This is a genomic window from Acinetobacter kanungonis (assembly GCF_009939195.1).
GTDB lineage: Bacteria > Pseudomonadota > Gammaproteobacteria > Pseudomonadales > Moraxellaceae > Acinetobacter > Acinetobacter kanungonis.
This window is the reverse complement of record NZ_JAACKC010000003.1, coordinates 143,334-156,837: the sequence shown is the minus strand read 5'-3', so window position 1 is coordinate 156,837 and position 13,504 is coordinate 143,334. Positions and strand designations below refer to the sequence as shown.

Annotated in this window: 12 protein-coding genes and 3 tRNA genes; 6 read left to right on the top strand and 9 right to left on the bottom strand. The window is 45.7% G+C overall.

The window, feature by feature from the left end; genetic code table 11:
* Positions 1 to 162: 162 nt before the first annotated feature.
* From GWK51_RS07015 to GWK51_RS06990, 6 genes are read left to right on the top strand one after another with little or no spacing between them, the layout of a single operon-like run.
* Positions 163 to 3,003, top strand: a complete 2,841-nt coding sequence (locus tag GWK51_RS07015; RefSeq protein ID WP_161933162.1) for a monovalent cation/H+ antiporter subunit A — start codon at positions 163 to 165, stop codon at positions 3,001 to 3,003.
* A gap of 1 nt (position 3,004) precedes the next feature.
* Positions 3,005 to 3,370, top strand: a complete 366-nt coding sequence (locus GWK51_RS07010) for a Na+/H+ antiporter subunit C (RefSeq protein ID WP_100240440.1) — start codon at positions 3,005 to 3,007, stop codon at positions 3,368 to 3,370.
* On the top strand, positions 3,370 to 5,181 hold the full coding sequence (locus tag GWK51_RS07005; protein WP_161933161.1) for a monovalent cation/H+ antiporter subunit D: 1,812 nt from the start codon (positions 3,370 to 3,372) through the stop codon (positions 5,179 to 5,181). Before GWK51_RS07010 ends, GWK51_RS07005 begins: the two co-directional genes overlap by 1 nt.
* 2 nt (positions 5,182 to 5,183) lie before the next feature.
* Positions 5,184 to 5,705 (top strand): Na+/H+ antiporter subunit E, encoded by a 522-nt coding sequence (locus tag GWK51_RS07000; protein WP_142769652.1) that lies wholly within the window; start codon positions 5,184 to 5,186, stop codon positions 5,703 to 5,705.
* Entirely contained in the window at positions 5,702 to 5,977 is a 276-nt protein-coding gene (locus GWK51_RS06995; RefSeq protein ID WP_100240437.1) for a monovalent cation/H+ antiporter subunit F, read from the top strand. Before GWK51_RS07000 ends, GWK51_RS06995 begins: the two co-directional genes overlap by 4 nt.
* Positions 5,978 to 5,989: 12 nt before the next feature.
* Complete coding sequence (locus tag GWK51_RS06990) at positions 5,990 to 6,352, top strand: Na+/H+ antiporter subunit G (RefSeq protein ID WP_100240436.1); 363 nt, start codon at positions 5,990 to 5,992, stop codon at positions 6,350 to 6,352.
* Positions 6,353 to 6,417: 65 nt separating this feature from the next.
* Here the strand turns inward: GWK51_RS06990 and GWK51_RS06985 are convergent, their stop codons facing one another.
* The 9 genes from GWK51_RS06985 to tpiA form a co-directional block, all read right to left on the bottom strand.
* Complete coding sequence (locus GWK51_RS06985; RefSeq protein ID WP_100240435.1) at positions 6,418 to 6,825, bottom strand: ribosome-binding factor A; 408 nt, start codon at positions 6,823 to 6,825, stop codon at positions 6,418 to 6,420.
* Positions 6,825 to 9,527, bottom strand: a complete 2,703-nt coding sequence (infB, locus tag GWK51_RS06980; RefSeq protein ID WP_161933160.1) for a translation initiation factor IF-2 — start codon at positions 9,525 to 9,527, stop codon at positions 6,825 to 6,827. The genes GWK51_RS06985 and infB overlap by 1 nt, the downstream gene beginning before the upstream one ends.
* A gap of 10 nt (positions 9,528 to 9,537) precedes the next feature.
* Positions 9,538 to 11,022 (bottom strand): transcription termination factor NusA, encoded by a 1,485-nt coding sequence (gene nusA, locus GWK51_RS06975; RefSeq protein WP_100240433.1) that lies wholly within the window; start codon positions 11,020 to 11,022, stop codon positions 9,538 to 9,540.
* Positions 11,023 to 11,057: 35 nt separating this feature from the next.
* Positions 11,058 to 11,582, bottom strand: a complete 525-nt coding sequence (rimP, locus tag GWK51_RS06970) for a ribosome maturation factor RimP (RefSeq protein WP_100240432.1) — start codon at positions 11,580 to 11,582, stop codon at positions 11,058 to 11,060.
* Between the two features lie 204 nt (positions 11,583 to 11,786).
* A tRNA-Met gene (locus GWK51_RS06965) sits at positions 11,787 to 11,863 on the bottom strand.
* A gap of 91 nt (positions 11,864 to 11,954) precedes the next feature.
* Positions 11,955 to 12,031, bottom strand: a tRNA-Met gene (locus tag GWK51_RS06960).
* 44 nt (positions 12,032 to 12,075) lie between these two features.
* Positions 12,076 to 12,160: transfer RNA gene (locus tag GWK51_RS06955), tRNA-Leu, on the bottom strand.
* Between the two features lie 53 nt (positions 12,161 to 12,213).
* Positions 12,214 to 12,543, bottom strand: a complete 330-nt coding sequence (secG, locus tag GWK51_RS06950) for a preprotein translocase subunit SecG (RefSeq protein WP_100242739.1) — start codon at positions 12,541 to 12,543, stop codon at positions 12,214 to 12,216.
* 13 nt (positions 12,544 to 12,556) lie between these two features.
* Complete coding sequence (gene tpiA, locus GWK51_RS06945; RefSeq protein ID WP_161933159.1) at positions 12,557 to 13,348, bottom strand: triose-phosphate isomerase; 792 nt, start codon at positions 13,346 to 13,348, stop codon at positions 12,557 to 12,559.
* Positions 13,349 to 13,504 lie beyond the last annotated feature (156 nt).

Genomic DNA, 13,504 nt, shown 5'->3' with positions numbered 1-13,504 from the left:
AAATTTTGTTTTGCTATAATTTTGCAAGTTGCGCAACACAACTTGTTTTTCGTTTTTTATTTTCTTTACGGCTTTCAAGATTGAGTATTTTTGGATATCTCTTTGCTGTCCTGTAATCCTTGAAAGATAAGATTCACCCTTAGGTTTCGACCTATCACGACAATGGATACAAGTGTGCTACCAATTATTATCTTGTTACCGTTAGTACTTGGCACAACCCTTGTCTCGTGGCTGAAGAAATTCTCGCGCGGGGTAACGGCTTTCGGGGCTATCGGAGTCAGTTTAAGTAGTTTAATTCTGTTACTGACTCAAGCAAAGCAGGTCTTTCATGGTGAAGTCATCCTTCAAAGCTGGTCATGGTTACCACAACTGGGGATTGATCTGAGTTTTCGACTCGACGCCTTAGGTCTCCTCTTCTCTTTGCTGATTACCGGTATCGGTACCCTCATTTTTATTTATGCCTATTATTACCTGAGTCCTAAAAACTCATTAAGCAAACTATATCTGTTGCTGATGCTGTTTATGGCCGCGATGTTGGGCATCTCTCTTTCCAATAATTTAATTTTGCTGTTAATTTTTTGGGAACTCACCAGTATTTCTTCCTTCCTGCTCGTCGGCTACTGGAGCAACTATGACGTTGCACAGCGCGGCTCACGCATGGCTCTGACCATTACGGGCATGGGTGGCTTGGCAATGCTGGGGGGCTTTGTGCTGCTAGGACAAATTACGGGCACCTATGAAATTGACCAGATTCTGACCATGTCAGAACAAATTCAAAGTCATGCGCTGTTTGTTCCGACCTTATTGCTGATTTTATTGGGCGCATTTACCAAAAGTGCGCAATTCCCGTTCCACTTCTGGCTACCCAATGCCATGGCGGCGCCCACCCCAGTTTCCGCTTATCTGCATTCAGCCACCATGGTGAAAGCCGGGATTTTCCTGCTGGCACGTTTGCTCCCAATTTTTGCAGGGGCTGCGCTGTATCACAATATTGTGACCTTTGTCGGCTTGTTTACCCTGTGTATGGCAGCTTTCTTTGCCATTTTCAAAGAAGATCTCAAAGGTTTGTTGGCCTACTCCACCATCAGTCATCTCGGCTTAATCGTATGCCTGTTGGGTATCGGTTCACCGCTGGCGGTTGCTGCGGCCATTTTCCATATCATCAACCACGCCACCTTTAAAGCCGCGTTGTTTATGATTGCGGGGATCGTTGATCATGAAACAGGAACACGTGATTTACGTAAGCTGAGTGGGGTCTGGCAATTACTACCATTCACAGCGACCCTGACCATGGTCACAGCCGCAGCTATGGCAGGTGTACCACTGACCAACGGCTTTTTGTCCAAAGAGATGTTCTTTACCGAATTGTTGGCAAACTTGAATGGTCCTGTCCTGATTTTGGCTGCAATCATTGCCACTTTTGCAGGGATCTTCGCAGTGGCCTATTCGGTACGCTTGGTGCACGGTGTGTTCTTTGACGGTCCACTGGGTGAACAAGTCCCCAATAAAGAAGGACACGAACCGCCGATTGGCATGCGTGCCCCTGCCATTTTCTTGGCGATTTTATGTATTGTGGTAGGTATTTTCCCTGCTCTGACAGTTGAACATATCGTTAATAGCACCGCACGTGCCAGCACCCAACTGCATGATTTTTCAGGAACCCATTTAGCCATCTGGCATGGCTTTAACCTGCCTTTGGTAATGAGTCTGATTGCACTGGTCGGGGGGTTAAGTTTTTACTTCGCACTGGCTAAAAACCGCAAACTACGCAGTATCGATTTAGATCCTGCTTTGGGTCCATTTCAAGGCAAGCTTCTCTTTGAATCTTTCCTGAAACATTTATTACTGACTTCACGCAAGATTAAACGCAAAACCGAAACAGGTTCCCTACAGACCTATCTGATCTGGATTGTGGCATTCAGTATTGTCATGGTGGCTGTACCTTTAATCGGTCAGGGTCTGACCACAGGTACACGCGAACTGACTCATGCCCCAATGCTGGCCATTGTGTTGTGGCTGCTGTTGTTCTCGGCGTGCTGGATGATGCTCTGGTTCCACCATGAACGCATTAAAGCCGTACTGATCAGTGGTGCGATCGGCTTAGTGGTCACTATGGTGTTCGTGACCTTGTCAGCGCCTGATTTGGCATTGACCCAAATCACTGTCGATGTGGTAACAACCGTATTGCTACTGATGAGCCTTTCACTATTACCACAGCTCACCCCTTATGAATCTACGCAGGCACGTCGTTGGCGCGATGCCATTATTGCGATTGCGGGTGGTGTCGGGATTGGCTGGATCACTTGGCTAATCCTCACCCGTGATCATAATTCGATTTCGTGGTTCTTCTTGCAACAGTCTATTCCGTTGGGTGGCGGCTCCAATGTGGTCAACGTGATTCTGGTCGATTTCCGTGGTTTCGATACCTTCGGGGAAATTACCGTATTGGGCATTGCTGGGATTGGAACCCTATGTTTGATGGATGGGATGCGTACGCATGGCACCACCATGACTCAGGGCTTAACCTATCGTTTCAACCCCTCCCCTTTAATGCTGCGTATCGCTTCGTCTTGGATTTTGCCTTTGGCACTGGTGATCAGCCTGTATATTTTTCTACGCGGACACAATTACCCTGGCGGTGGCTTCATTGCAGGCTTAATCACCTCCTTGGCGCTGATCATTCAGTATATTGCTTTAGGTCAGGACCAAGCCGAGCAAATGCTGAAAGCCAAATCTGGGCGTTTATATGAAATCTGGATTGGTACAGGCTTAAGCATCGCTGGCTTAACTGCACTGGCGGCTTGGTATTGGGGACGACCTTTCCTGACCAGCGCGCACATTTATGTTTCACCGCCAATTTTAGGTGAAATGCATTTGGCTTCTGCCGCAGCATTTGATGTCGGGGTATATATCACTGTGGTTGGTGCAACCATGCTGATGATCTCGGTACTGGGCGACTCACGTCACTCCAGCATGTCTGGTCCATTACCAAAGGGGAAATAATATGATTAGTCTAGAATTTCTTATTGCCTCTGCGATTGGACTATTAATTGCAACAGGCATTTATCTGATTCTACGGGCACGTACTTTTCCAGTCGTGCTCGGTTTAGCCATGATTGGTTATGCCGTCAATGTGTTCTTGTTTGCCATGGGTCGAGTACAGGTCGATGCCCCAGCGGTATTAACCGAAGCGACTAAATCCACCGATCCATTACCGCAAGCACTGGTACTGACCGCAATTGTGATTGGTTTTGCCACCACCGCCTTTATTGTACAGCTGGCATTACGCAGCCGTTATGAATCTGGGACAGACCACGTTGACTCCAAAGAAGAGATTAGTCTTGTCGACCCGCGTGAGGATGAGCCTTAATGCATAATTTCATCCAATTTTGGGCCGAACATACACCAATTTTTAGCATCATCATTCCTGCCTTCACAGGCTTCCTACTGGTTTTACTGGGCAATCCGGGTTCAGGTTCGCTCGCCTACGACTGGCGTCAGCCATGGCGACGTGGCATCAGTCTTATTTCGTCCTTACTGGGACTTGTGACTGCGGTAAGCTATTTAATCATCGCCAGTCAGGGACAAATCAGCAGTTATAACCTGAGCGAGTGGACGGCACCTTTCGGTATCGTTTTGGTCTTGGATCAGCTCTCCGCCTTAATGCTGGTCTTAACCTACGCTCTTGCCGTACCTGTGTTGTGGTTTGCCAGCCGTGAATGGGACGAACGTGGTCGCTATTTCCATGCCATGTTCCATTTCTTGCTGATGGGACTCTGTGGTGCTTTCTTAACCGGTGACTTATTTAACCTGTTCGTTTTCTTCGAAATCCTGTTGATGGCTTCTTATGTCTTGCTCTTGCACGGACAAGGCAAAGCACGTTTCCAGCTTGGCATTCATTACGTCACCATCAACCTGTTGGCTTCTGCCCTGTTCCTGATCGGTCTGGGCATGATTTATGGCAGTGTTGGTAGCTTGAATATGGCAGATGTCGCACGACTCATCCCAAGTCTACAGCCTGATCAGCACAAGCTCGCGGTTGCGGGTGGTTTGCTACTGTTTGTGGTGTTTGGCATTAAAGCCGCCATGCTCCCTGTCGGTTTCTGGCTACCCAAGACCTATGCTGTTGCCACCACACCTGTTGCCGCCATCTTTACCATCATGACCAAAGTCGGAATTTATGCGATTTTGCGGGTCAACGGGACGGTGTTTGATGATGAATTGAGCCAATCCATTTTACAGAACTGGTTATTACCGATTGGTTTGATCACTTCACTGTATGGTGTAATTGGTGCCATTGGTGCGGAACGCTTACGTCGCTTTGTCGGATTTATGGTGTTGTCTTCGATTGGCACCCTGCTGATTGCCATCTCAATGACGAATACGCAGGCATGGTCAGCTACACTGTATTATCTGGTACACAGTACCCTGATTGCAGCGGCATTTTATCTGCTCTGTGGCTGGATTACCTCACAACGTGGGGTCTATAAAGACCATCTGAAAATTGCACCGCAAATGAAGCAGCATCATGTGCTTTCGCTCTGCTATTTCCTGATTGCCTTGATGATGGCAGGCTTACCACCCTTCAGCGGCTTCTTGGGCAAGGTTTTCATTCTACAAGCGACGGCTAATGAACCTTATCAAGGGCTCATTATTGCCGTGATTCTGATTGTCAGCCTGTTAAGCATTATTGCCTTTACCCGTGTCGGTTTTATCCTGTTCTGGCGTGCCAGCAAACCTGAAGAATTGACCCATACCGAAGCAGATTATATCGCTTATCAAGCCACACCTGAGCAAGCTCCAGCACGTAATGATGCGGCAATTTACATGCTCTTGGCAGGTTTAATGGTGTATATGGTTGCGGCTGGACCGATCCAGCAATACACCCAGAATGCAGCATTACAGATTCAAAATAATGCTTTGTACGAAGCGACAATTTTGAAAAAGGATGAACTCAATCAAGTGATTAGTGTGCAGCCTTTCGATCCTGAAAATTTGCCTGAAACCAAATATGGTGGTGAAACACTCGATCCAAATGCGCATTTAATTCCGTATGCCATCAGTGAAGACACCTTGTCTGGTGAACATATTTCACCGTACAAGTTACGTCAAATTCAAGAACAGCAGACCCAAGAAATGTTGATTCCTGATGATGCTCAACTTAAACCAGTGGAGCCATAACCATGCAAAAAACAAATTTTCTTAGTCGATGGCTGCCGCATCCTTTTGTTTCGGTTTTGGTTGCCATCACTTGGATTATGCTGGCGCATAGCTTAGATGCCGCCACCTTGGTCATGGCGGCTTTACTGGCTGTGATCATTCCTCGTCTGGTACAACCGTTTATTCAGCAAACCCCTAACATCAACTGGACAGCGGCGATTAAACTGTTTTTTGTGGTGCTGTGGGATATCATCATTTCCAACATTCGTATTGCAAAATTAGTGTTGGGACCGATGGATCGCTTGCATCCAAAATGGTATCGCGTGCCTTTGGAAACCCAGCACGATGAAGTGAATAGCTTACTGGCTATGATCATCACCACCACGCCTGGTACAGTTTCTGCGGGAATTGACCAAGACCGTGGTGATATCTTGGTACATGCCTTAAGCACGGATGATGCGGAGATTGATATTCAAGACATCAAGAACCGCTATGAAAAGCCTTTACTGGAAATCTTCCACGTCAACTCAGGAGATGCCACATGACCATTTTGCCTTATGCTTTAGGGATTTGCATGGTGGCGATTACGCTGTCGATGTTGATGTGTCTGGGTCGCCTGATTATTGGACCATCAATTGTCGATCGTCTCTTGGCTTTGGATACTTTGTTCCTGAATGCGACCTGCCTAATTGTTGTTTTGGGTATTTACTGGAGCACCACTTCACTGTTTGAAGGGGCACTACTGGTCGCCATGCTCGGCTTTGTTTCAACCGTGGCTTTGGCGCGCTACTTCACCTCTGGCCATGTCATCGATTAAGGAGAACCTTTAATGCAATTACTCATGGAAATTCTGGTTTCTATTTTCTTGCTGATCGGTGCATTCTTCATGCTGGTTGGAGGCATTGGTATGGTGCGTCTACCCGATTTGTTTATGCGACTGCATGCACCGACCAAATCCAGTACTTTAGGCTTAGGTAGCTTCCTGATTGCCGCCATGATTTACTCAGCATTTCAAGGACGTATCGGCTTTGCCGAAATTCTACTGACCTTGCTCGCCTTCATCACCGCACCTGTCTCCGCCAACCTCATGGCACAAGCCGCATTACATTTACGCTTGCGCTCCATGAGTGGTGATGTACCTGAAGCTTTAAATCGACCATTGCCTTGGCAGCGCCAACGCCGTCGTGACTAAATCCTAGACATAAAAAAAGCCACCCGAAGGTGGCTTTTTTATTTCACTCAATATTTTAATTGAGCTTATTCATCATCTTGTTGCTTTGCTTCAGCAGCAGGTAAATCCTTGACTGCTTCAGCAATCAGACCAAACATATAGTTACCATAGGCATTGGTCTTGTCATAATGGAAACGCAAGCGTGGCGTAATACGTGTCTTAATACGACGACTGAGTTCATGGCGTAAGAAACCTGATGCTTTATTCAAGACATCCAAAGTTTCTTTATTTGCCACGGCACTTTGCTCATCGCCTAGTTCACGTCCCATCACAGTGACATAGACTTCTGCATAGCCTAAATCTGGGCTGACCTTCACCGCAGAGATGGTCACAAGACCACCTAAGCGTGGATCTTTCAGCTCTTGGCGGATTAAATCAGACAACTCACGCTGTACTGTATCTGCCATTCGCTTCAGACGCTGACTACCCGCCATTAAAGACTCCGTTTAATCAGTTGAACATCATAGACTTCGATCTTATCTTTGACTTTGATGTCTTTATAACCTTTCACTGCAAGACCACATTCCATGCCCGCACGAACTTCTTCAACCACATCTTTATAGCGACGAAGAGATTCAAGCTCACCTTGGAACACCACCACGTCATCACGTAATACGCGAATCGGTTTATTACGGTGTAAGTGACCTTCAAGAACCATACAGCCTGCTGCTGCACCAAACTTACTTGAGTGGAACACTTCACGAACTTCAGCCACACCCAGAATCGTTTCACGATGTTCTGGCGCAAGCTTACCGCTCATTGCATCTTTCACATCGTCAATCAATTGGTAAATCACTGAATAGTAACGAATGTCGATACCATCTGCATCGGCTTTTTGACGCGCAGTGTTGTCCGCACGAACGTTAAAGCCAAGCAATACCGCTTCTGAAGATTCAGCCAAGGTAACGTCAGACTCAGTGATCGCACCCACGCCTGAACCAATAATACGAACTTTAACTTCATCCGTCGCAAGTTCAGCAAGGGCTACGTGCAATGCTTCCAAAGTACCACGTACGTCAGTTTTCAATACCACGTTAACAATCGGCACATCTTTCTTGCCCATTGACGCCATGATGTTTTCCAAACGCATTGCGCTTTGACGCTCAAGACGTTTTTGACGTTCACGATCCATACGTGCATCAGCAACTTCACGCGCTTTCTTCTCATCGCTCACAACAAGAACTTCATCACCCGCCATTGGCGCTTCTGGAAGACCCAAAATTTCCACTGGAATCGATGGACCTGCCGACTTAATGCGTTGACCATTTTCATCAGTCATCGCACGAACGCGACCATAAGATGAACCTGCAAGGACAAGGTCACCCACTTTCAAAGTACCGTTTTGAACAAGAATAGACGTCACCGCACCACGACTAGTGTCTACGCGCGCTTCAATAACCACACCTTGTGCTGCACCTTCTTCAGATGCTTTCAACTCTAACATTTCTGCTTGGATTGAAATCAGGTCAAGAAGCTCATCGATACCCATACCAGAATGTGCAGATACCATTGCAACTGGAACATCACCGCCCCATTGCTCAGGTACGATTTCTTTCGTGGTCAATTCATTCAATACGCGATCTGGATCAGCAGATTCTTTATCCATCTTGTTGATTGCAACAATGATAGGCGTACCCGCTGCACGTGCATGGTCAATTGCTTCTGCAGTTTGTGGCATTACACCATCATCTGCTGCAACAACCAACACGACGATATCCGTTGCTTTCGCACCACGTGAACGCATTGCAGTAAATGCCGCATGTCCAGGTGTGTCAAGGAAAGTAATGATACCCTTGTCCGTTGTCACATGGTAAGCACCGATGTGCTGAGTAATACCACCTGCTTCACCCGCAGCCACTTTCGAGCGACGAATACGGTCAAGTAATGAGGTTTTACCATGGTCAACGTGACCCATAATCGTAACAACTGGCGCACGAGTCGATTGAACACCACGCGCTTCTTCAGCTGCTTCTAATAGATTGTCTTCTGCTTGAGTTTCAGAAACTAAAACTGGGTTATGACCCATTTCTTCAACCACAAGTGCAGCAATTTCTTGGTCAATCGCTTGGTTTTGTGTAACCAATTCACCCATTTTCATGAGTGATTTAATGACTTCACGTACTTTAACTGCCATTTTTGCAGCTAAGTCCGCCACCACAATCGTGGTACCAATTTCTACATCATAAACCTGTTTTTTAACAGGTTTTTCGAAACCGTGCTTGTTCGCTTGGCTAGACTTCAAACCGCGCTTATGAGAGTTATCACGGAATGATTGCTCTTCACCACGACGACCGCCTTTCTTCGATGAACGTGTATTCGTCGTGCTTGTACCACGCTTAATTTCACGGTCTTCTTTCGCGAAAGAATCTTCGTAGGCTTGACCAACGAGACCTGCTGCAAGCGGAGAGTCATCAATCACACGAATTGTCGGTGCTGCATCGTCAGAAGAATATTTCGAAGCCATCTGACGCATCTGTTCAAGCGTACGTTGTTGTGCTTCTTCAGCAGCTTTACGACGCGCTGCTTCTTCAGTTGCTTTAAGCTGTGCTGCTTGAGCCTCACGCGCTTTTTTCTGCTCAGGCGTCTCAATCACTTTAACTTGAGCTTTTACAATCGGCTTATTAGTTGATTTACGCTTCACCACAACCGCAGCTTTCGCTGTTTCTTGCTTTGTGGTTTCTTGCTTCGCAGCAGCACGCATCGCTTCTAAGTTTGCAGCCGCTTTGTTTACTGGAGCTTCAGCTTTAGTCTCAACTTTCGCTTTAGAATCAACAGCTGTACGTGCTTGTTGTTCAGCTTGTGCTTTTGCCAAAGCTTCTGCTTTGATTTGTTCAGGATCTGGCTTGGTAAATGTATGTTTCTTGCGAACTTCAACATTAATCGTTTTAGCCTTACCTGAGGTACTTGCCACTTTGGCAGTACCTGTCGTTTTACGTTTCAACGTGATTTGTCCTGCTTGCCCTACGTCCTGACCATGAACTTTCTTCAAATGGTTAACGAGGGTATCTTGTTGTTCAGTGGAAATAATGTCGTCAGCTTTACGTTGCGGTAAACCTGCATCGCGAACCTGCTCTAGGAGCTTGTCTACAGGACGTCCTACGCTGAGTGCTAACTCTTGAATCGACTTGTCCGTCATATATTACCTCCTAGTTAAACCATGATTCGCGCGCTTTCATAATCAATTGACCCGCTTGTTCAGCCCCTAAACCTTCAATATCAGAGATATCGTCAGTCGCTTGGTCTGCCAAGTCATCAACTGTCACTACTCCGCGTGCAGCCAATGCATACGCGATTTCTTGTGTCATTCCTTCCATTGCAAGAAGTTCAGCACTTGGATCTTGGATATTTTCTTGCTGTTGTAATGCATCTGCCAATGCAACTTCTTTCGCACGGCTTTGCAGTAATTCAACAGTTTCAGCATCTAATTCGATTTCATCAAAGGTTTCAGCTGGAACATAAGCAATCTCTTCTAAAGAAGTGAAGCCCATCTCAACCAAAGCCATTGCCAAATCTTCTTCAATATCTAAACGTGTAACAAACAAGTCTAGGTATTGTTGAGCTTCGTTTTGCTGACGTGCATGATACTCTTCTTCAAGCATCATATTCAGTTTGTAGCCTGTTAATTCAGACGCCAAACGTACGTTTTGACCTTGTGAACCAATGGCACGCGCCAATTGATCGCTGGTCGCGAAAATGATGTCCGCAGTACGTTCTTCTTCGTCAATCACGATACCCGAAACATCTGCTGGTTCTAATGCGCTTGCGATGTACTGTGCAGGATCATCAGACCAAACCACCACATCAATACGCTCACCATTCAACTCTTGTTGTACCGCTTGAATACGCGTACCACGCATACCAATACATGCACCCACAGGATCAATACGGTGATCATTGGTTTTCACTGCAATTTTAGCACGAACACCAGGTTGACGCGCTGCAGCTTTAATCTCGATGATTTCTTCAGAAATTTCAGGAATCTCTTTTTTCATCAATGCCATCAGCATTTCAGGGCGGGCACGTGACAATAACAATTGTGCACCACGACCTTCACGATTCACGTTAAACAAAATCGCGTTGACGCGTTGTTTTGGACGTAAAATCTCTTTAGCGATCATTTCTTCACGCGCAAGATAGGCTTCAGCATTATCACCTAGATCAATGATAAAACCGTCTTTAGTTTGCTTTTTCACTTCACCGTAGATCAGCTCACCAACTTTAGATTCATAAGCATCAGCAACCAATGCACGCTCAGCTTCACGAATCTTTTGTACAATCACTTGTTTCGCAATTTGCGCAGCAATACGACCGAAATCAATCGACTCAACTTCCAATTCGCGGATGTCGCCAATTGACCATTTCGCAGGATCAACATCAGAAATCGCATCTTGGCATGCAGGCATTTCATGATCTTCATCTGCAACCACTTCCCATTGACGGAAAGTACGATAGTCACCAGTTTTACGATCAATCTCTACACGTAAGCGTGCTTCTTCAGAATGCGTGCCTTCATAAAATTTCTTTTTCGTCGCTGCAACGAGAGCTTGTTCAAGCGCTTCGAAAATTGCTTCGCGACCTACACCTTTTTCGTTACTAACCGTTTCAACGACGGTAAGGATTTCGCGTGCCATAAGTCACCTATTTGTTCAGATTCTTATAAATTGAATTAATCTTGATAGACCAGATTTGCTTTGTCGATATTGTTACTATCAATTTCAAGCACCTGTTGCTTTTCCACTTCAACCTGAATCACTTCATTTTCCAGATCTACGGCAACCAATTTGGCTTGAAACTTACGACGATTTTCTACAGCACTGATCAGACGTAATGCGACTTGTTGACCAATATATGCAGGCATCTGCTCCAATTGGAAAAATGGACGATCCCAACCTGGAGATGACACTTCTAGCGCATACTCCCCTGAAATCGGATCATGTACATCAAGCATAGCACCCACTTGTTGAGTGACACGCACACAGTCTTGAACGCCAATACCACGGCCGAGCTCTTCCTCACCGTCTTCATTGATAATTGGTTCTACATTTTCATCAACAGCTTTGTCAATATAGATACGCAATAACGAACGTTTGCCTTGAGGGATAAATTCAATCCCCCAAAGATCTACATTACAAGCTTGCACTGCAGGAGCGATTAAATCTTGGAGTGCTTGGGTTTTATTTGATAACTTCATTTACTCTCGTCATTTTTGTGCGATTCAATGGCCATGTTGACCGATGAAACAGACCTACTATAGTGAAGCATGACTATTTGACCAATTGATGTCGACACTACACGATAGCCAATAAAAAAGGGCGCAATCGCCCCCATTATTACACAGAAAATCAATATCCACTGTGCAAAAAGGCCCACCTTATTGTGAGCCTCTTTAGAAACTTGGTAGCGGGAGCTGGATTTGAACCAACGACCTTCGGGTTATGAGCCCGACGAGCTACCAGACTGCTCCATCCCGCATTAACGTTGCAAAATTATATACAAAATTTAGAAAATCTTCAAGGAAAATCTTTTTCATTTTGCTTTAATTAAGTTGCATCTTAATTAAAATTGGTAGCGGGAGCTGGATTTGAACCAACGACCTTCGGGTTATGAGCCCGACGAGCTACCAGACTGCTCCATCCCGCATCAACATATTCACTGCATACACCAAACTATCTGGTTTTATAGTTTGGTGCGGAAGGGGGGACTTGAACCCCCACGCCCGAAAGCACTACCACCTCAAGGTAGCGTGTCTACCAATTCCACCACCACCGCAGCTGTGACGCATTCTATGCGCAACAACATAAAAAAGAAAGCACTATTTCAGCTTATTCGCCAGTTTTTGGTGCAGTTGGTGAAGTTTCACCCGAATTGGTTGTTGCAGGTGCAGTCGTTTGTACGGATTTCAAACTATAGGCTTCGGTGGTTTGCTGTTTGGCAAATACCGCCAAGGTCAAACTGGTAATAAAGAACAAAGCCGTCAAAATTGCAGTTAAACGCGTTAAGAAGTTTCCAGAACCCGAAGCTCCAAATACGGTTGCAGCGCCACCACCACCGAAAGAGGCACCCGCATCAGCGCCCTTACCATGCTGTACAAGAATCAAGCCGATCATCAATACAGCAAGAATAATATGCACCACCAGCACAAAAGTATGCATGATGAACTCCTCGTTATTTCTTCAGCGCAAACGCCTGAGCAATCTGATAAAAAGATGCAGCATTCAGCGATGCTCCACCCACCAAGGCGCCATTAATATCTGGACAGGCTGCCAACTCTACTGCATTTTCAGGCTTAACACTACCACCATACAAGATTGGCATGCTTGCACCGAATGCTGTCAACTGTTTTAAACCTTCACGAATTTTGGCATGCATAGTTTGCGCATCTTCTGGTGAGGCAGTTTTACCTGTACCAATTGCCCAAATAGGTTCATAAGCAATGACAATCTGCTGCCATTGTTCAGTGCTTACACTCCTGGCTATATCACAAATTTGTTGTAATACCACTTGTTCAGCTTGACCACTTTCACGCTGCTGCAAACTTTCACCCACGCAATAAATCACTGTGAGTCCTGCCGCGAGCGCATGTTCCACTTTTTCAATAATCACCTGAGGATTATCGCCAAAGAACTCACGACGTTCAGAGTGACCAATCAACACATGCTCAATGGCACTGTCTTTTAATAAAGATGCACTCACCTCGCCTGTATAGGCTCCCGTGCCCGACATACGAGATACATCTTGTGCAACCACATGCACAGGACGACTCGCCTGCTTAAATTCATCCTGTACCCAACTCAAGGCAATTGAAATTGGCGCAACCGCTAAATGACATTGCGCTGGAGAAATTTCATTCTTATTCAATAATTCTTTAAATTCATTTATAAGTTGTTTGGCATTGGCCTGCATTGGATTCATTTTCCAATTACCCACAACCCAAGGCATGATCGTCGAATCCGACATACTTAACCCATTCACAAAACAATTGATTTAAACGGCGACATTCTACACGGAATTGCTGAGCGAGAAGATAATTTTCTTGACGGTTTGGTATGATCTTTACTTTTTTATATTTTTTTCAGTTAGTCACATCGAAAAAATGACAGTTTCATTAGACTG